The sequence below is a fragment of the Alteromonas sp. 5E99-2 genome (genome assembly GCF_017368475.1).
Lineage (GTDB): Bacteria > Pseudomonadota > Gammaproteobacteria > Enterobacterales > Alteromonadaceae > Alteromonas_F.
This window is the reverse complement of sequence record NZ_JAFNJE010000013.1, coordinates 1-18,325: the sequence shown is the minus strand read 5'-3', so window position 1 is coordinate 18,325 and position 18,325 is coordinate 1. Positions and strand designations below refer to the sequence as shown.

At 41.4% G+C, this 18,325-nt stretch carries 19 protein-coding genes; 10 read left to right on the top strand and 9 right to left on the bottom strand.

The window, feature by feature from the left end; genetic code table 11:
- Positions 1-78 precede the first annotated feature (78 nt).
- From J3L16_RS13085 to J3L16_RS13075, 3 genes are all read left to right on the top strand, one after another.
- On the top strand, positions 79-801 hold the full coding sequence (locus J3L16_RS13085; RefSeq protein WP_347564675.1) for a peptidoglycan DD-metalloendopeptidase family protein: 723 nt from the start codon (positions 79-81) through the stop codon (positions 799-801).
- A gap of 82 nt (positions 802-883) precedes the next feature.
- Positions 884-1,876: an RNA polymerase sigma factor RpoS gene (rpoS, locus tag J3L16_RS13080; RefSeq protein ID WP_347564674.1), complete on the top strand. Its 993-nt coding sequence runs from the start codon at positions 884-886 to the stop codon at positions 1,874-1,876.
- A gap of 37 nt (positions 1,877-1,913) precedes the next feature.
- A complete protein-coding gene (locus tag J3L16_RS13075; RefSeq protein WP_207613439.1) occupies positions 1,914-2,435 on the top strand; it encodes a hypothetical protein in 522 nt (173 codons plus the stop codon).
- Here the strand turns inward: J3L16_RS13075 and folA are convergent.
- The 4 genes from folA to rplU form a co-directional block, all read right to left on the bottom strand.
- Positions 2,432-2,917, bottom strand: coding sequence for a type 3 dihydrofolate reductase (gene folA / locus J3L16_RS13070; protein ID WP_207613529.1), 486 nt, complete (start codon positions 2,915-2,917; stop codon positions 2,432-2,434). The genes J3L16_RS13075 and folA overlap by 4 nt on opposite strands.
- A gap of 26 nt (positions 2,918-2,943) precedes the next feature.
- Entirely contained in the window at positions 2,944-4,122 is a 1,179-nt protein-coding gene (gene cgtA, locus J3L16_RS13065) for an Obg family GTPase CgtA (RefSeq protein ID WP_207613438.1), read from the bottom strand.
- A 239-nt stretch (positions 4,123-4,361) separates the two neighbouring features.
- Positions 4,362-4,619, bottom strand: a complete 258-nt coding sequence (gene rpmA, locus J3L16_RS13060) for a 50S ribosomal protein L27 (protein WP_207613437.1) — start codon at positions 4,617-4,619, stop codon at positions 4,362-4,364.
- Between the two features lie 17 nt (positions 4,620-4,636).
- Positions 4,637-4,948, bottom strand: coding sequence for a 50S ribosomal protein L21 (gene rplU, locus J3L16_RS13055; RefSeq protein WP_207613436.1), 312 nt, complete (start codon positions 4,946-4,948; stop codon positions 4,637-4,639).
- A gap of 232 nt (positions 4,949-5,180) precedes the next feature.
- Here rplU and ispB point away from each other — a divergent pair, with 232 nt between their 5' ends.
- A complete protein-coding gene (ispB, locus tag J3L16_RS13050) occupies positions 5,181-6,152 on the top strand; it encodes an octaprenyl diphosphate synthase (protein WP_207613528.1) in 972 nt (323 codons plus the stop codon).
- On the opposite strand, the gene J3L16_RS13045 is transcribed toward ispB, so the two are convergent.
- Positions 6,149-6,328: a DUF6435 family protein gene (locus tag J3L16_RS13045; RefSeq protein WP_207613435.1), complete on the bottom strand. Its 180-nt coding sequence runs from the start codon at positions 6,326-6,328 to the stop codon at positions 6,149-6,151. The genes ispB and J3L16_RS13045 overlap by 4 nt on opposite strands.
- Before the next feature lie 186 nt (positions 6,329-6,514).
- Here J3L16_RS13045 and J3L16_RS13040 point away from each other — a divergent pair, with 186 nt between their 5' ends.
- Together J3L16_RS13040 and blaOXA are read left to right on the top strand one after the other, a co-directional pair.
- On the top strand, positions 6,515-6,865 hold the full coding sequence (locus tag J3L16_RS13040; protein ID WP_207613434.1) for a hypothetical protein: 351 nt from the start codon (positions 6,515-6,517) through the stop codon (positions 6,863-6,865).
- Positions 6,866-6,937: 72 nt separating this feature from the next.
- On the top strand, positions 6,938-7,720 hold the full coding sequence (blaOXA, locus tag J3L16_RS13035) for a class D beta-lactamase (protein WP_207613433.1): 783 nt from the start codon (positions 6,938-6,940) through the stop codon (positions 7,718-7,720).
- A 30-nt stretch (positions 7,721-7,750) separates the two neighbouring features.
- On the opposite strand, the gene J3L16_RS13030 is transcribed toward blaOXA, so the two are convergent.
- Genes J3L16_RS13030 through J3L16_RS13020 form a run of 3 tightly spaced genes read right to left on the bottom strand, consistent with a single transcriptional unit; the run spans position 7,751 to position 11,490 of the window.
- A complete protein-coding gene (locus J3L16_RS13030) occupies positions 7,751-8,056 on the bottom strand; it encodes an NIPSNAP family protein (protein WP_207613432.1) in 306 nt (101 codons plus the stop codon).
- Between the two features lie 53 nt (positions 8,057-8,109).
- Positions 8,110-9,426 (bottom strand): Xaa-Pro dipeptidase, encoded by a 1,317-nt coding sequence (gene pepQ, locus J3L16_RS13025; RefSeq protein ID WP_207613431.1) that lies wholly within the window; start codon positions 9,424-9,426, stop codon positions 8,110-8,112.
- A gap of 36 nt (positions 9,427-9,462) precedes the next feature.
- On the bottom strand, positions 9,463-11,490 hold the full coding sequence (locus tag J3L16_RS13020) for a transglycosylase SLT domain-containing protein (protein ID WP_207613430.1): 2,028 nt from the start codon (positions 11,488-11,490) through the stop codon (positions 9,463-9,465).
- Between the two features lie 204 nt (positions 11,491-11,694).
- On the opposite strand from J3L16_RS13020, the gene fadB reads away from it, so the two are divergent.
- The 4 genes from fadB to J3L16_RS13000 all read left to right on the top strand — a co-directional run bounded on the left by fadB (position 11,695) and on the right by J3L16_RS13000 (position 17,327).
- Positions 11,695-13,845 carry a fatty acid oxidation complex subunit alpha FadB gene (fadB, locus tag J3L16_RS13015; protein WP_207613429.1) on the top strand — a complete coding sequence of 717 codons (2,151 nt, stop codon included), beginning with the start codon at positions 11,695-11,697 and terminating at the stop codon, positions 13,843-13,845.
- Positions 13,846-13,860: 15 nt separating this feature from the next.
- Positions 13,861-15,024 carry an acetyl-CoA C-acyltransferase FadA gene (gene fadA / locus J3L16_RS13010; RefSeq protein WP_207613428.1) on the top strand — a complete coding sequence of 388 codons (1,164 nt, stop codon included), beginning with the start codon at positions 13,861-13,863 and terminating at the stop codon, positions 15,022-15,024.
- A 154-nt stretch (positions 15,025-15,178) separates the two neighbouring features.
- A complete protein-coding gene (locus tag J3L16_RS13005; RefSeq protein ID WP_207613427.1) occupies positions 15,179-16,579 on the top strand; it encodes an amidohydrolase family protein in 1,401 nt (466 codons plus the stop codon).
- Positions 16,580-16,700: 121 nt separating this feature from the next.
- A complete protein-coding gene (locus tag J3L16_RS13000) occupies positions 16,701-17,327 on the top strand; it encodes a LysE family translocator (RefSeq protein ID WP_207613426.1) in 627 nt (208 codons plus the stop codon).
- A gap of 146 nt (positions 17,328-17,473) precedes the next feature.
- Here J3L16_RS13000 and J3L16_RS12995 read toward each other — a convergent pair whose 3' ends face one another.
- Positions 17,474-18,166, bottom strand: a complete 693-nt coding sequence (locus tag J3L16_RS12995) for an aspartate/glutamate racemase family protein (RefSeq protein WP_207613425.1) — start codon at positions 18,164-18,166, stop codon at positions 17,474-17,476.
- Positions 18,167-18,325: the final 159 nt, after the last annotated feature.

Here is an 18,325-nt window from a genome sequence, read left to right as displayed (position 1 = left end):
GTCGCTTTAAGCATGACACTAATTTCATGCAGCTCTGGAACTCCCCCCGCCCCTTTAACGGTTTTAAATAGCCAACCTGTGAAAGAAGTATCAGCATTTGATGGCAATACTTATGTTGTAACCGAAGGCGACACTCTATATGCTATTGCGCTCTACAGTGGGAATGACTACCGCGATATAGCAAAATGGAATGGAATATCAGCACCTTATACCATTAATGCTGGTCAGGCGTTGGTAATCCGTCAAATAAGCGTCAAGAAACCATCGCGCCCCCCCCTTTCTACAAATACAACTCCAACCACTCCCGTAAATATCACGAAACGTGTTGAATCATCAAATCAGCAGGCGTATGGTAAAAAAGAAAAAAGTGTTTCACAGCAATATGATACGGAAAAAAGTTCTAAAGATTTTGAAACTTTTCCCGATAGAGTTGCTAGATGGGTCTGGCCCTTACGGGGCAAGGTCATCGAAACATTTAACAATACGAGTGCTGGCAACAAAGGCATAGACATTCAGGCACCATTAGGAAGTCCGGTTGTTTCTGCAGCCGATGGAAAAGTGGTTTATACAGGAAGTGCATTACGCGGTTATGGAAACTTAGTCATTGTTAAACACAGTGAAACTTTTCTAAGCGCATATGCACATAACGAAAAGATATTAGTAAAAGAACGGCAATGGATTAAAGCCGGACAGAAAATTGCTACTGTAGGAAGTAGTGGCACAGATACGGTAAAGCTTCATTTTGAAGTGAGATACCGAGGGAAGTCTTTAGATCCCTTGCGATATTTACCGACAAAATAATAATAATAAAATTTAATAATAAAAATAAGTTCGTTCGGAGATAACACAATTAAACACACTTGAATCAATAGGAGATGCAGTTGTGGAAAAGCAAGATACTGTAATCGAAGATATTCCTATCGATAAGTCTTTTGAAAAGGCCATCGATTCCGAATTTGTAACAGACCCAGTTCTATCTAAGGACGCCCCATCTAACGAAGATGATGCTCAGGTAACTGAGGCCGTTACCAAAAACTTGGACGCCACTCAGCTTTATTTGGGTGAAATAGGGTTTTCTCCCTTATTAAGTGCTGAGGAAGAAGTGTTTTTTGCTCGAAAAGCACTAAAAGGGTGTGAAGCATCAAGAAAACGCATGATCGTAAGTAATTTACGACTAGTTGTGAAAATTGCACGGCGATATAACAACCGCGGGCTTGCGCTGCTCGATCTTATCGAAGAAGGTAATTTAGGTTTAATTAGGGCTGTTGAAAAGTTCGACCCAGAACGAGGGTTTCGTTTTTCTACCTATGCAACTTGGTGGATAAGACAAACTATTGAACGTGCGATCATGAATCAAACTCGCACCATTCGCTTACCAATTCACGTGGTTAAAGAGCTTAATATCTACCTTAGAACGGCACGTGAGCTAGCTCAAAAACTCGATCACGAACCTTCAGCAGAAGAAATCGCTGAAGCGTTAGACAAGCCAGTAGAAGACGTCAGCAAAATGTTGCGTTTGAACGAACGTATTACATCCGTCGACACACCTATTGGTGGCGATAACGACAAGGCACTATTGGATATTATTGCAGACGACCAAGAATTTGGTCCTGAAGAAAAGCTGCAAGAAAATGATATGCGAGACAACATCATAAAGTGGTTGGGTGAACTTAACCCTAAGCAGCGTGAAGTACTTGCAAGGCGTTTTGGTTTGATGGGTTACGAACCATCAACACTTGAAGATGTAGGCGCAGAAATTGGCTTAACTCGTGAACGAGTAAGGCAAATACAAGTAGAAGCATTACGTAGATTGAAAGATATGTTGAGTCAAGAAGGTCTTGATTTAGAGAATTTATTTGATCGATTGCGCGGCTAATTAAACGCGCGCTTCGTCGCGTTTAAGGTGCAATGTAATGAATCCAGTTTTACGACTGTGGGCATCCGCCATAATAGCCTTGGTTGCTAATGGTGGATGGAGCTTCTTCGCCAACTCTTTAGTCACCGACGATATGTCGGTGATTATTCGTTCAGCCATAGTACAAGGTGGCTACAGCTCGATTATTACCTTACTGTTTACGTGGGTACTTGAGCGTACTTATAACCGAGCAAGTACAAAATACATTTCTTTTGCGTTCGTTGTTCCGCTTGTGTGCTTTGCACATCACAAAACGCTACACGCAAGTATCATTAGAAAATCCTTTAATAATGCGTTAGATACATCAGCATCTTGGTTTGATGGCCTGTGTTGGCCTAGTGTCGTATTTGCGCCGTTACTACCACTTAGCATTCAAACAACACTGGTAGTGAGTGTGAACTTATTAAATCAAACTCCGAACCTTGCACTTACCGTTGCGCCGTCCATTTTATTTAGCGCTTTATATGGGTATATGTATACACTTTACCTATATAAACAACATAAAAGTAACTCAGATTAGGCTTTCTCTAAACAGACAAACTCACAATCGTAAGCATTTTTTTCATCAGCAGCATAGTGCTCTGATGAAACTGTTACCCAGGATTCTGGTGAGTAATCGGGAAAGCATGTGTCGCCGTCGATTTCGGCATTAATAAAGGTTAGATGTAAACGATTTGCCTTAGGTAGCATGGCTTCATATAAGGTTCCACCACCAATAATCATAACCTCTTCTAAATCAGGTTGTTGACTTGTAGCTTGATGCAAAGCGCCATCTATTGAGGTCACTACGTCAGCATCAGCCAAGTTGTAATTCGGCTGACGAGAAATCACTATGTTATGGCGACCAGGTAAGGCTTTACCTATAGATTCGTAAGTTTTCCGGCCCATAATGACAGGTTTACCTAAGGTTACTGATTTAAAGTGCTTTAAATCAGCAGGTAAATGCCAAGGCATGTCGCCATTTGCTCCAATAATACGATTGTTAGCCATAGCCGCAATCATAGTTATTCGAGGTAAACGAACTTCACTCATTTTCGATAAACCACTTCAAAGTCGTCATCGCCTTCTTCGTCGTCATCATCCCACTCATCATCAAAGTTGTCGTCGGTATCGTTATTCACACCTTGGGGTTCTTTTTCGTAGGTATCCCACTTAAACTCAACATCATTAGAATCAACCGCTGTTTCTTCTTCAGTAGTTGGTAAGGTTTCCAAGTAATTCATTACGTTAGAGCATAGGTCGTGAGTATTGAGCTTTTGGAACGCAGAAATTTTAAAAACTTCACCATTCCAGTCCAATTCAGTCACGATTTTTTCGCACAATTCATCAACTTCTTCATCTAGCATCAAATCCACTTTGTTAAATACTAACCAACGGGGTTTTGCTGCTAATTCAGGGCTGTATTGCTCTAACTCAGAAATGATTGTTTTGGCATTTTCAACAGGATCGCTTTCGTCCGCAGGCATTAAATCAATCAAATGCAATAAAACACGACAACGCTCCAAATGTTTTAGGAATCGTATACCTAAACCTGCGCCATCAGCTGCACCTTTTATTAGCCCAGGAATATCAGCGATAACAAAGCTGCGCTGTGAGTCTTGTCTCACCACACCCAAATTAGGAACCAGAGTGGTAAATGGATAATCAGCCACTTTGGGCTTAGCAGCGGATACAGAGCGAATAAAGGTAGATTTACCAGCATTCGGTAACCCCAATAATCCTACATCAGCAAGCAGCATCAGCTCTAATTTTAAATTGCGAATTTCACCTGGAGTACCATCGGTTTTTTGTCTAGGCGCTCTGTTAGTACTACTTTTAAAGCGTGCGTTACCTAAACCATGGTAACCACCTTGGGCTACTTTTAGACGTTGTCCATGCTTGGTTAAATCACCCAAGACTTCGCCAGTATCGGCATCTGTAGCACGGGTACCAATGGGCACGGGAACGCTAAGGTCTTCGCCACCACGTCCTGTACAGTCACTGCCCTGACCATTTTTCCCCCGCTCTGCACGGTGGAAACGTTCAAATCGATAATCGATAAGCGTATTTAAATTTTCATCAGCAAGTAGATATACACTACCTCCATCACCGCCGTCGCCGCCATCAGGACCGCCCTTAGGAATGTATTTTTCGCGTCTGAAGCCAACAGTGCCGTTACCACCGTCACCTGCTTCAACACGAATATCTGCTTCATCTACAAACTTCATCTTTTACTCGCTTAATCTCTTAGAACACGCTCTCAGAGTATAATGACTAATTGCTTAAAAATTAAGCTGATCGGTGATAATAACTAGTCATTACACTCTATGGATATTTTTTAGCTTCGTTTCTAAATTTTAGCATCCCATGGGTACAAAGTTTAGTTGATCATTCAATAACGAAGACAAAAAACCCCGCCGAAGCGGGGTTTTGAAATTTAGTTACAGGAAGTAAACCTGTACCGTAATTAGTCAGCGATGATGCTAACAAATTTACGGTTTTTAGGACCTTTTACTTCAAACTGTACTTTACCGTCGCTAAGCGCAAACAAAGTATGGTCTTTACCAATACCCATGTTGTCGCCTGCATGGAAACGAGTTCCACGTTGTCTAACGATAATGTTGCCAGCTAATACAGATTCTCCGCCAAAGCGTTTTACGCCAAGACGTTTACTTTCTGAATCGCGACCGTTTTTAGTACTACCACCAGCCTTTTTATGTGCCATGTGTACGTGCTCCTATATTATGCGCTAATGCCAGTAATTTTCACTTCCGTGAACCACTGACGATGACCCATTTGTTTACGAGAATGCTTACGACGACGGAACTTAACGATTTTAATTTTCTCGCCACGTCCGTGCGTTACTACTTCAGCAGTAACTTTGCCACCAGCTACGTATGGTGTACCGATCTTAACGTCTTCACCATTGCTCACCATAAGGATGTTATCGAACTCAACAGCCTCACCAGGAGCAACTTCAATCTTTTCAAGACGAACGGTCTGACCTTCGGCCACACGGTGTTGTTTACCACCACTTTGGAAAACCGCGTACATATCTAACTCCGCTCTGCGTATCTTTACGCTCATTACAAAAACAGGGCGCGAATTGTACGTGAAACGCAAACCGATAACAATAGGGTTTTACGAGAAAAATGGTTAAATATTACGCTAGGCCTTATTTTCTCTCATATTATCACTAAAAGATAGCCTCTTGGGTGGCGAAGTATTTGAATTAAGGTACAATCTTGCCACTTATTTTCATTGGTTTAGGTTATTCATTTGCATGATGCTACTTGCAGATATTAGGGCGCTCGCTGATAGCGACATGAAAGCGGTTAATGCACTTATCCAAGAGCAAGTTAGCTCTGATGTCGCACTAATCAATCAACTAGGCTTCTATATCATCAACAGTGGCGGCAAAAGAATTCGCCCACTCATCACGGTTTTAGCCGCAAAAGCAGCCGGTGCTGAATCCAATGAACATCATACACTTGCAGCCATTATTGAATTTATTCACACGTCAACATTGCTACACGACGACGTGGTGGATGAATCCACTATGCGCAGAGGTCGGGAAACAGCAAATGCATTATTTGGAAATCAAGCCAGCGTTCTAGTGGGCGATTTTTTGTATTCTCGTTCATTTCAAATGATGGTTGACTTGAACAGCATGCGAGTGATGCAGGTACTTTCTGATGCAACCAATCGCATAGCTCAGGGCGAAGTGCAGCAGTTAATGAACTGTAACGACCCGGAAACCACAGAAGAGAGCTATTTTGATGTTATTTACGGCAAAACAGCCCGTTTGTTTGAGGCAGGCACAGAGCTAGCAGCAGCTTTAGCTTGTGACAACGAATCCATCATTACTGCGTTACAGCAATATGGTAAATATTTAGGTACTGCCTTCCAATTAGCCGACGACATTATGGATTACAGTGCAGATAGCGAAGACATGGGTAAAAACGTCGGTGATGACCTTGCCGAAGGTAAACCTACTTTACCTCTTCTGTATGCGATGTGGCACGCAGATGACGCTAATAAAGCGCTTATCCGCAGCGCCATTGAGCATGCTGATGGCAGCGAACACTTAGATACTATTCTGGCTGTGATGCGCGATACTGGCGCGCTTGAATATACTCAGCAAAAAGCCGATGAAGCAGCTCAAAGTGCCATTGATGCCTTAACGCCTCTTGCTGATACCGCTTATAAGTCTGCGTTAATAGCTCTAGCGAATATAGCAGCCAATCGAACGAGTTAATTCGATTGGCTTTGCTCTACTACTTCAATTTCCTGCCACATGGTTTCAGCCTGTAGTGTTAATTCAGCAAATTTTCGCATATCACCGTTGCGCTGAGCGTACATAGCCTGTTCTTGCAACTTTGCATGCTGCTTTTTCTTTTTTGCCAAAGAGTTAGACTTCAAAAAACCAAACATAGCACATCCTATTACTCATTATTTAAAGTGGGTACGCGAGATGACAGGTTCAGATCAGATATAGCCAGAAAAGCCGCAACCCACAAAACCAATTATTGAATAAGCGAATAATTCTAGGCAAAGTTAGCCCCTCTTTTTTGTAAAGGTATTAAAAGTAAAGTGAGATTCAAAATAGCTAGCACCATCATGGCATTATTTGCGCTCATTGGTTTAGGAGTAACCATATTTGCAGGCTTTGGCAATACGCTAACAGTGTTCTTGTGCTTGATACTCTATGTTGTAATTCCTGCATATGGGTCGTACGGGACTTTTGTGAAAAGCAAAAAAGCTATAGTTATTTCAATGGTTTTCTTTATTTCTCAAAGTATTAGAAATATTGACAATACGAGTTTACTCCCACACATTTCCCCTATCAGTATTTCTTTTGCTTTTGGTGACATCGCCAACGGACAAGGGTATTTAATTGATTATTTTGCTATTTTCATGGTCCTATTCTTAGCATGGTTATTTAGAGTGGAATTTAACACTAGAAAATGATAATTAAGTAGCCAATAATACTTTAAAAAATACACAAAAGATCAACATCCCCTAATGTTATAGAGACATAAAGTGAAATTATTAATCTACCTGTTTTGCCTACTGATTATAACGCCTTTATCCTATGCTGAAGATGCTCAAATACAGGCGCTTTTTGAACGAAATAACGCCAGTGGAACTATGGTTATTTCCTCACTTAATAGTCATACGGTTTATATACATAACGCTGAAAGAGCAAATACCCCATTCAGTACTGCATCTACGTTCAAAATACCGAACTCCCTCATTGCACTTGAAGAAAATCTCATTAAAGACTCAAAAAGTGTTATTAAATGGGATGGCACTGAATACGAGTATACTTCGTGGAATAAAGATCAAACTTTACAAAGTGCTTATAAAGTTTCATGTGTTTGGTGTTATCAAAAACTCGCAAATGAAATTGGGCCAGCCAAATATAAAAGTTACTTGTCAAAAATGAGGTATGGGCAGCTTACGGAAAGTTTTAATACCACTACATTTTGGCTAGACAACAGCTTAACAATTACAGCGACACAACAAATTGATTTCCTAAAACATGTTTATAATCGCTCGCTTCCTTTTAGCCCTTCATCTTACGATACGTTGAGCGAAATTATGATAGAAGACATCAACGATACAGCTATTCTGAGAGCTAAAACAGGCTGGGCCGCGCGCCTAACCCCTCAGGTTGGTTGGTATGTTGGTTATGTGGAAAAAGGCGTTGACGTATGGTTTTTTGCCACCAACCTAGAAATTAAGAATAAATCAGATTTAACGCTCCGAAAGCAACTAACACTGGAAGCGCTGAGAATAAAAGGAATACTAAAAAGCCATTAATTTTGAACTGAAAGATTCAAACCCAATGTATCATTTAAACATGGGTTTAAAGAAACTGCGCTCATAACTAACGATACATTTTGTTTCTTCCGCATAGTCAAAAGCCGCTATACATTCTTTATCTTTAAATGATTCACTTCTATATTTTTCGTAGTCTGCGAGGCTAGGAAAAGTAAACAGAGCTAACGCAATATTACTCGCCCCTTCTGAAGGTAAAAAGTAGCCATTATGCTCGCCACCAAATTTATTAACCAGCGGTATCCATCTTTTTGCATAGGCTTCAAACTCCCTTAATTTATAGGGATCTATTACGTATTTAATAAAGCAAGTTACCATATCAGTCATCCTTAATCGGGCTACTATTTATTGATCTACAATAAAAGGGCCCATTAAAGCCCTACATCTCTTGTCATATTTTCATTTCGATCTCTGTGAACAATAATATTATCTTCAATACGGATACCGCCAAAGGGGGCGAGTTCCTGTACTTTTTTCCAATTGATAAATTGTCCATTTTGCGTGGTTTTTAGTTCATTTAACAACGAATCAATAAAGTACAAACCTGGTTCAATAGTGAATACTTGCTTAGCTTCTACCACACGTGTACAGCGAAGGAATGGGTGCTCTGACGGTGCTAGCTTAGGCGTACCACGATCATCTGCAATTAAACCACCGACATCGTGAACTTGTAAGCCCAGAAAGTGGCCTATACCATGAGGAAAGAAAGTGCGTGTAATGCCTTTTTCAACAATATCAGCGGCATCTAAATTCACTATACCTGCGTCTTGTAAGATTTGTGCAATACCCTCGTGGGCCAACAAATGTAAATCACCATAAGGCACACCGGGTTTCAGCGCGTCGGCTAATGACAATGTGACTCTATCTAACGCAGTAATTAAACCTGAGAACTCATTACTCGACTCACTATAAGTACGGGTAATATCCGCCGCATAGCCATTAAAATTCGCACCAGCATCAATAAGAAAGCTCAGGTGCTGATTCGGGGCGGTGGTTTCACAATGCATGTAATGCAAAATAGCCCCATGATTATTCAATGCCACTATGCTGCTGTATGGCAATTCATGCTCAGCGGTTTTAGCCGCTTTGCAATACGCTAGGTGAATGTCTAATTCGCTTTGCTTTTCGTCAAAAGCCCGTTTCGCGGCTTTATGCCCAGCGGCCGCAATACTGTTAGCTTGTCGCATGCAATACAACTCATAATCCGTTTTGTATGCACGGTGATAATGCAGATAGTGTAACGCTCTGTCAGGATTCACGTTAGAAAAGCCCAACGCACCTGCTACGTCAATGTATTCACCTACGTAGGCGTATCGAGATTTGTCATAAGGCAGTAGCTTTTCAACGGCATTGGCTTGTTTCAAATAGTGTATATCAACAAACTCTGTCCAGTATCCTGTTTGTTCGGGCGGTACTTTGTGCCAGAAATCGTCTGGGCGATAAAAAACTAACTTTGGTTTATCAACACCATTCACCACCAGCCAACAATTAGGGTTATCAACAACAGGCACCCAGGCTTTAAACTGTGGATTAACTTTAAATGGATAATTATTGTCATCGAGAAATAAACGTTTACTTTGGCCTGAGTGTATAACAAGTCCATCTAACCCCTCTCGTTCCAGCGCATGTCTTGTGCGAGTTTGAAGGGTTTCTATGTGTTGTTGATAAAGGTGTTTTAAATCCTGCATCTTATTCCTCACGTTGTCGCGCGCCGCGATATTTTATTAATTATTATTGGGCTTTATTGTTTCTGTCATTAAAACATTAAAACGATTTGTTGGCTGATTTCTTTGCCAGTCGTAAATGAGTTGATAGGCCAAAATGGCTTTTACATATTCACGTGTTTCTTTAAAAGGGATAGTGTCTATCCAAATATCAATGGGAACATCATCCTTCTCAGGTAACCACTGCATTACTTTTTGCCAGCCTGCGTTATAAGAGGCCATTTTAAGTACGTCGCTCGACCCTACCTTTCTCTCTAAATAATTCAAATAACTAGCGCCAAACTCTATGTTACTTGCCCCTTTAAATAGCTCATAACGAACCGTTTTACGCTTCATTTTTCGTTCAAATTCAGGTTTAACAATGCCGCCACTATTAAGCAAAAACGTCGCGGTTGAAGGTAACAATTGCATTAAACCACGGGCATTTGCCGAAGACACAGCATCTTCCATAAATGAGCTTTCTCTTCGGGCAATGGCAAACACGAGACTAGGATCCACCTTGTAATCTAGGCTTATCTCCTCGACTTCAACGTCATACGCAGTAGGAAAGCGAATCGCTAGGTCATTATTTGCTCCCGCTTTTAACGCCCCGACTATGGCTTGATCGTGCCAGTTCCAATCATAAGCCAGCTTAACTGATGCGGCAATTTGGCTACCCGAGAGAGTTTTACGCAACGCAAACCACTCCCGTCTGGCATTGACATATTCGCCTAATACAAATAATTCTCTAGCTCTAATTGCCTGAGGGTGCTCCTGTAAACTCAAATACGCCACTTCGTCTACTAATAATGACTCATGATTAAACACAGGCTCAAGGTTAATACGCGCTGCGGCGAAAAAACCATAATAATGTCGCTCTTTTGCTAAGGCTTGATACACACTATTTGCTTCATGTTTCTCATTAGTTTCCGTTAAACCTCTTGCATACCAATATTGAAACTCTGACGAATTGCGTATTGATACTGGTGCAGTTTTTACTACACTCACTACCTCAGACCAATCTCGGCTTCTCACTGTATTTAATAAATACCAACGCCAAAGACCATGAGAAGATTCACTTGAAGCTGCGCGCATTAACCATTCTTGTGCGTCTGGCTTGTGGGCGAGTGTTAAGCTAATCGCCACGGTTTCTTTGATAGTTTGAACTGAAGTGTCACTGAGTTTGCCGCTTTTCTCCCACTGAGGAAGCGCTTTAATGACCTTGTGAGGATCACGCCAACTCATTTTTACCAACCCCCACTGCGCTATATCTTCGTCATATTGACTGTAAGTGAATGGAAAATGTTTAGTAGACAAGCTTAATGCTGGATTTCGGCGTACCTTGGCCCACAAATCAGAGATATAATGCGCATTGTTTGGCGCAAACCGTTTTAAATAATTTGATAAGCTTTTTTGCCCCGCTTTACCAGCCAAACTCATTCTTTCTATAGCTAACGGCTCAATTAACTTGCCTTGTTTTATCCAATGAGCCAGTACTGAATTACAGCTATCAGGCAATGAATAGCCTGACAACCAAATAACCTCTACTTGCTGATACCAAGCTTCATTTACACCGTTTTTCACTCTGTCTATATGTAAATGACTACATAATAAATCTGTTCCTAAGCCAGCTTCGTATGCTTCGAGAAAAAGTGTTTTGTAGTTATTTTTTGCTAAATACTTCAACCACTTTTTTAATAGTTTATTACGTACTGGCAACCCTTTTGTATCTTTTAAAAAGGCATTAATCTGGTTTCGATTACTGTAACTGATATTCCGGCTGACTAAGTCATAATACAAGTAAGGGAACAATGGATAATCATTCATTGCATCTAAATCGCTCACAAGAGAATTGAGCCTGTGTTTAGATGTTTGCCGGATTTTCTTTTTAAGGGATTGGTACGACTCCCGTTGGGAGTCTAATTCTGGTGTTGATGGTATAGCCGCGCTCAAAGGCTTTACTAAAACTAACGTACACCAACTAATAACAAAAAGAAGTCTTTTAGCTAAGTTTAAAAACTCATCCACCCATGTACGTTTTATTCTCAAATGAATACTCTATACTAATATTTGACAGCTAAAGCATACCCCATGGCTGACCAAGGTAAACAGAATTTTAACCTTGAATTTTGTCGCTTTACCGCCAAATCGTAAAATTCAAACTCCTGTTTGAGTTTTACATTGAAATATCCGATAGTCATGCCACTATCTTTTCACATATTTTTTACAAGGCCATTTAACAGGAGAGTAAGTATGATTTACTCAGGCTCCAACCTTAACGTAACGCCACTTGAAGATGGCTTTGCAGAACTTGTTTTCGATGCCCAAGGGTCGGTAAACAAATTCGATAGCCTCACAATCAGTGAATTGGAAGCCGCAATTCACGCTTTGTCGTTAAAGACCGATTTAAAAGGGCTGTTAGTTCGCAGCAATAAGCCTGCGTTTATCGTGGGCGCGGATATAACCGAATTTATTGATATTTTTGCACATCCTGAAGAAGACATACTTCAGTGGATAGGCAAAATCTCCCGTATTTTTAATCAGTTTGAAGACCTTCCTTTCCCAACAATTTGTGCAGTAAATGGCTTTGCCTTGGGCGGAGGCTGTGAAATGGCATTGGCTTGTGATCTCCGCGTAGCTGACGAAACAACGAAAATAGGCTTACCCGAAGTCAAACTAGGTATAATGCCTGGCTTTGGTGGTTCAGTTCGCTTGCCTCGTGTTATTGGCTCAGATAACGCACTGGAATGGATGACTACAGGTCGTGATCGCAATGGCGAAAAAGCATTAAAAGAAGGTGCTGTTGATGCAGTAGTAAGCAGTGACAAATTAGCAGAAATAGCACTGCTTATGTTGCAAGATTGTGCAGCAGGAAAACTTGATTGGGTCTCTAGACGCAATCAAAAAATGGCCCCTTTACAACTAAACAAAAACGAAAGTGCCATGAGCTTTTCAACCGCTGCTGCCATGGTTGCCGCTAAAGCGGGTAAACACTATCCGTCTCCTCACTTGATTGTAGAGACAGTTAAAAATGCCTCTAGATTAACCAGAGATGATGCGCTCGAACTCGAAAACAAAGCCTTTGTGCAACTTGCTAAAAGTAACGAAGCAAAAGCTCAAATAGGGATTTTTCTCGCCGACCAAATTGTTAAAGGCAAAGGGAAGAAACAAGCTAAAGCTGCCACTAAGTCTATCGATTTAACCGCAGTACTGGGTGCTGGTATCATGGGTGGCGGTATTGCCTATCAAAGTGCAGTAAAAGGCACCCCAGTGATTATGAAAGATATTAATACTGAGGCATTAGATTTAGGCTTACAAGAAGCGGCCAAAATACTCAGTAAAGGATTAGAACGAGGAAAAGTGACGCCTGCCAAAATGGCAAAAACGCTTAACTCCATTACCCCTACTCTTGAGTACTCCGCCTTACAAGACGCTGATTTAGTAATAGAAGCTGTAGTAGAAAACCCCAAAATCAAAGGCTTGGTGCTTAAAGAAGTTGAAGAGGCAGTATCTGAAGACGCGATAATCTGTTCCAACACCTCAACAATCTCTATAAACCAGTTAGCCGAAAGCTTGGGCTCGCCCGAACGATTCTGCGGCATGCACTTTTTCAACCCTGTTCATAAAATGCCATTAGTAGAGATTATCCGCGGTAAAGACACTGCTGAAGAAACCATTTCGGCAGTAGTAAAGGCCACTTTGGCAATGGGTAAAACCCCCATTGTTGTGAATGATTGCCCCGGCTTTTTAGTAAACCGAGTTTTGTTCCCTTACTTTGCAGGCTTTGCACAGCTAATCCTTGATGGTGCAGATTTCACTACCGTCGATAAAGTGATGGAAAAAGTATTCGGCTGGCCGATGGGCCCTGCTTACTTAATGGATGTAGTGGGGATCGACACAGGTGACCACGCTGCAAATGTAATGGCTGCGGGTATTCCAGAGCGCATGGCAAGAATTGAAAATGACCCAACTACCCTACTGTATAACGCAGGGCGATTAGGGCAGAAAAACAAGCAAGGTTTTTATAATCACGGAGTAGACAAACGTGGCCGTCCAACCAAAGTTGCCGCGGAAGAAGCGTATGCGCTTATTACACCGGTCAGCGCTGCAACAGCTGAATTTGATAAGAACGATATAATCGCAAGACTAATGATACCCATGGCGAATGAAGCTATTCGTTGCCTAGAAGAAGGTATTGTTGATAGTGCAGCTGAAGCAGATATGGCCTTGTTATACGGCTTAGGTTTCCCACCGTTTCGCGGCGGTATTTTCCGTTATATAGAAACCATGGGCCTATCGCAGTTTGTCGCATTAGCTGACAAATACGCGCATTTGGGGCCTATTTATCAAATTACTGATGGTGTGCGTGAAATGGCCGCCAACGGCAACTCTTATTTTGCATAACCTAAGGAGACTAAGATGAAAGATGTAGTCGTTATCGATTGTGTTCGCACCCCTATGGGCCGCTCCAAAGGTGGCATATTTCGCAATGTGCGCGCTGAAGACTTATCAGCTAGCTTAATGACCGCGTTATTAACGCGTAACCCGAATGTTGATCCATCGGAAATTGAAGATATTATTTGGGGCTGTGTTCAACAAACCAAAGAACAAGGCTTTAATGTTGCCAGAAATGCTCAGCTTCTAACGTCTATACCCCGCTCTACCGGCGCGGTAACCGTAAATCGATTGTGTGGTTCATCCATGCAAGCATTACACGATGCAACCAGTGGCATTATGACTGGCCGTGGTGACATTTACATGATTGGTGGCGTTGAACATATGGGCCATGTCCCTATGACATTTAACGTTGATTTTCACCCTGGCCTTGCCAAGTACACCGCAAAAGCATCGGGCAATATGGGCATGACCGCAGAATTACTTGGTCGCCAAAATGGGATTACTCGTGAGATGCAAGACACCTTTGGCGCTCGCTCTCACCAAAAAGCCCACCAAGCTCATATTGAAGGACGTTGGGCCAACGAAATAGTGCCTATTGAAGGTCATGATGCAGATGGACGGTTACTGAGCGTTGATTTTGATGAAGTTATTCGTCCCGACTCTACGGTTGAAACACTAGGCGCATTACGTCCCGTTTTCGACCCAATCAATGGAACAGTTACCGCAGGAACATCGTCTGCAATTAGCGATGGTGCATCAGCCATGTTGCTCATGTCAGCAGAAAAAGCAAAAGCCTTAGGCTTAACCCCTAGAGCCAAAATCAGGGCAATGGCCGTAGCCGGATGTGACGCAGCAATTATGGGATATGGCCCAGTACCCGCAACTCAAAAAGCACTTAAGCGCGCAGGGCTAACTATGGATGATATTGAACTTGCTGAGTTTAATGAAGCCTTTGCAGCCCAAGCATTGTCTTGTGTAAAACAACTTGGATGGTTAGATAACTACGACGAAAAGGTCAACTTAAATGGCGGAGCCATTGCACTGGGCCACCCGCTAGGTTGCTCAGGGTCTCGTATTAGCACAACTTTGCTAAATGTAATGGAAGCTGAAGACAAAACGCTCGGGCTTGCCACTATGTGTATTGGCTTAGGCCAAGGCATAGCGACTATTTTCGAACGTATTTAATGATGATATGCCCCATTTAGTTTTAGATGGGGTCATTCAAATCATTCTAGTTCAAAAATTGTGCTGAATTGTGCGGTAATTGGGATGAATTAATTTGAGTATTAAGGGGAATATTGGCAGACTAAATTTTCATCAACTCTCCAAGGAATGATAAATGCCCCCCAAAATAGTCACAGGTACGTTGAGCTTTATATTTTTACTTCTTACTACTAGTGTTTTTGCATCGAATAAAATTGCATTAGTAGGAGGGCGACTAATTGATGGTTACGGTGCAAGACCAATAGCCAACAGCGTAATATTAATAGATGATGATATTATTCAAGCTGTAGGCAACCAAGATAGCTTACCCGTTCCCTCAGACTATAAAGTGGTGTCAACAGAAGGCATGGATGTATTGCCCGGATTATGGGAAAGTCACGCACACCTTATGCTTAATGGTCATGCTAATTACGCCCATTGGCACCCCACCTATAAAGACAGATTAGCCGATGAAATTATGCCCGCGAGTGCTATTCAGCTCTTACTTGCAGGCATTACCAGTACAAGAGACTTAGGCGCTCCTTTAGCGCCATCCATAGCCGTCAAAAACAAAATCTTAAGTGGCGAACTGGCAGGCCCTCGTTTATATGTAACTGGACCATTTATACAAGCCGAACCTTATCCCGGTACCGAAAACTATCGATGGGGAGTGAAGACAGTAAAAGAGGCCAAGCAAAAAGTAAAACAGCTCGCTAACGCGGGAGTCGACTTAATTAAGTTTGTCGACCAAGACAAAGTACCATTAGATGTTGCTCAAGCTGTAGTAGATGAAGCCCATGCTAACGGGTTAAAAGTGATTGGTCACAGTCACAGACCTGATGAAATAAGAGTAGGCTTAAAAATTGGTATCGATAACTTTGAACATACTGGATTAACCACAGCTCCGGCTTATCCTGACGATATAGTTGATCTATTAGTGGAACGAACTGCAACAGGTCGAGTGGCAGGAGGCCCTTTGTTTTGGACACCTACAGTAGAAGGCCTATTTCAATATGATTTGACCGTAGATAACCCAGAACGACTAGACGACACCTGTTGGCATAGAGGCTTACAACCAGACACTATTGCCGACATTAAGGCCTCGCTTGCCTCACCAGGGAAATTAGGATACATGCAGCTCACTCCTTTAAGAAAACCAACTCTGAAGCGAAAAATAGCTCAATTACGTGAATCCGGTGTCGTATTTTTAGTAGGAACGGACAGCGGCATACCCACAAAATTTCACTGCCAATCTACGTGGAATGAAATTGCAGTATGGGTAAACGAAATGAAGATTCCTGCAATGGATGCAATTCGCGCTGCGACCTATTGGCCTTCAGTGTTTATGGGATTACAAGATAAAGTTGGTACCGTAAGCGAAGGGAAATGGGCCGATATTATTGCAGTAAAAGGCGATGTATTACGCTATGTAAACAAGCTTTCTGATGTGGATTTTGTCATGAAAGGCGGAGTTATTTATAAACAAAACGGTCAAGTCGTTGAAGACGAAATTCCTATATCACAGCAAGTACACTAGTTATTTACAGAGCATTAGGTGGCATTGTTTTTGTTGCTCATATTAGTGCTATTCTGTTTTTACAGTATTAATCAATAACATCGGTTTTGATTTTATTCACTAACCAATAAGGAATCTATACATGGACAATACATCATTGTTTTTGTTTATCATCGCTTGCTTGTCTATAAATCTCATTCCCGGCCCTGATGTTATTTACATTATTTCAAACTCAATGAAAGGTAGAAAACGCGATGGGATGCAAGCCGCTTTAGGTTTGGGGCTGGGTTACATCATCCATATCATGGCCTCATGTTTAGGTTTATCAGCAATAATTGTAAATTCAGCAATCACATTCACCGCGATAAAATGGTTGGGCGCAGCTTATTTGGTGTATTTAGGTATTCAATCTCTTATATCCATGTGGAAAGGACAAACTAGGCTCACCTTAGATAAGAACACACTAGATAATAAAAATGTGTTTATTCAGGGGGCAATCGTAAGTACGTTAAACCCTAAAGTAGCGTTATTTTTCTTATCTTTTCTTCCTCAATTTATCGACCTTTATCAAGGCTCGACAAGCAATCAGCTTCTAATGCTTGGATTGTTATTCAGTGTATTAGCAACTCTGTGTAATCTTGTTTATGCCATGGCTGGAAATTGGCTATTAAGTAATAAAAAGTCTGAAAATTACTCTCGTTGGTTGGAAGGACTATCTGGATTTTTACTGATTGGTTTAGCCGGTAAAATTGTATTGGACCAGCGCTAGTTTTTGTAGCATTTAAACTTAACCACTATTTAGATAGCATTTTGCTTTTTTAAAAAAGAATATTAACACCCTAAAGCGTTCTAAACCCATTTACTTGGAGCTGCCTTTTGTCAAAGTAACTCAATTTATTATTGCTACGATATTGCTTACTTCAGCGTGAATGAAAGTGCGCTTTGAACATGAAGGGAGGTTGTGTCGTAAAGCTTTACTGGAGTATCTGTTTGTTTCAATAGTAATGCTATTTCAGTACAACCTAGAATAATTCCTTCTGCACCTTCTTTTTGCATTCTCTCAACAATTTCTACATATTGAGCACGAGATGACGCTTTTATCTGCCCACAACACAGCTCCGAATAAATAATGTCATGCACTACATCCCTTTCCTTTTGATTAGGCGTAATAACATCAATACCGTAATTACCGGAAATATACCCTTTGTAAAAATCTTCTTCCATTGTAAATTTTGTGCCTAATAAACCCACTCTTTTAATACCGTCAGCCTGCAGTTTTTGCGCTGTAGCATCTGCAATGTGTAAAAGAGGAATACCAATTTGCGATTGAATACCGTCTGCAACTTTATGCATAGTATTAGTACAAATTAAAACGACGTCAGCACCTGCAGATTCAATTCCTTTGGCGGCATTAGCTAACAACTCAGTTGCTTCATACCATTTGTTTTGTTGCTGATAGTCTGCTATTTCTTGAAAATCGACACTGTGCAAAATAACCTTTGCTGAGTGCAGCCCACCAAGCTCTTGCTTTATCCCTTCATTAAGAAGGTGATAATAGCTAGCGGTAGATTCCCAGCTCATTCCCCCGAGAAGGCCAATGGTTTTCATAAACATCGCTACCTTTGAATGTGTAATGCTTCTAGCTTATCCTTTTTAGTAAATTACAGGCAATAAAAAAGGCCACCTAAGTGACCTTTCTTTCATCCTTAACTAATGCAATATTAGTCTAGGATTTTTGATACAACACCCGCACCTACTGTACGACCA

Coding starts and splice junctions, on each gene's coding strand:
- ispB (WP_207613528.1), top strand. CDS start 5,181: ATGCTACTTGCAGATATTAGGGCGCTCGCTGATAGCGACATGAAAGCG.
- J3L16_RS13040 (WP_207613434.1), top strand. CDS start 6,515: ATGGCATTATTTGCGCTCATTGGTTTAGGAGTAACCATATTTGCAGGC.
- J3L16_RS13000 (WP_207613426.1), top strand. CDS start 16,701: ATGGACAATACATCATTGTTTTTGTTTATCATCGCTTGCTTGTCTATA.
- J3L16_RS13045 (WP_207613435.1), bottom strand. CDS start 6,328: ATGTTTGGTTTTTTGAAGTCTAACTCTTTGGCAAAAAAGAAAAAGCAG.
- pepQ (WP_207613431.1), bottom strand. CDS start 9,426: ATGCAGGATTTAAAACACCTTTATCAACAACACATAGAAACCCTTCAA.
- rplU (WP_207613436.1), bottom strand. CDS start 4,948: ATGTACGCGGTTTTCCAAAGTGGTGGTAAACAACACCGTGTGGCCGAA.
- J3L16_RS12995 (WP_207613425.1), bottom strand. CDS start 18,166: ATGAAAACCATTGGCCTTCTCGGGGGAATGAGCTGGGAATCTACCGCT.
- J3L16_RS13005 (WP_207613427.1), top strand. CDS start 15,179: ATGCCCCCCAAAATAGTCACAGGTACGTTGAGCTTTATATTTTTACTT.
- J3L16_RS13030 (WP_207613432.1), bottom strand. CDS start 8,056: ATGGTAACTTGCTTTATTAAATACGTAATAGATCCCTATAAATTAAGG.
- fadB (WP_207613429.1), top strand. CDS start 11,695: ATGATTTACTCAGGCTCCAACCTTAACGTAACGCCACTTGAAGATGGC.
- fadA (WP_207613428.1), top strand. CDS start 13,861: ATGAAAGATGTAGTCGTTATCGATTGTGTTCGCACCCCTATGGGCCGC.
- J3L16_RS13075 (WP_207613439.1), top strand. CDS start 1,914: ATGAATCCAGTTTTACGACTGTGGGCATCCGCCATAATAGCCTTGGTT.
- folA (WP_207613529.1), bottom strand. CDS start 2,917: ATGATTGCGGCTATGGCTAACAATCGTATTATTGGAGCAAATGGCGAC.
- rpmA (WP_207613437.1), bottom strand. CDS start 4,619: ATGGCACATAAAAAGGCTGGTGGTAGTACTAAAAACGGTCGCGATTCA.
- cgtA (WP_207613438.1), bottom strand. CDS start 4,122: ATGAAGTTTGTAGATGAAGCAGATATTCGTGTTGAAGCAGGTGACGGT.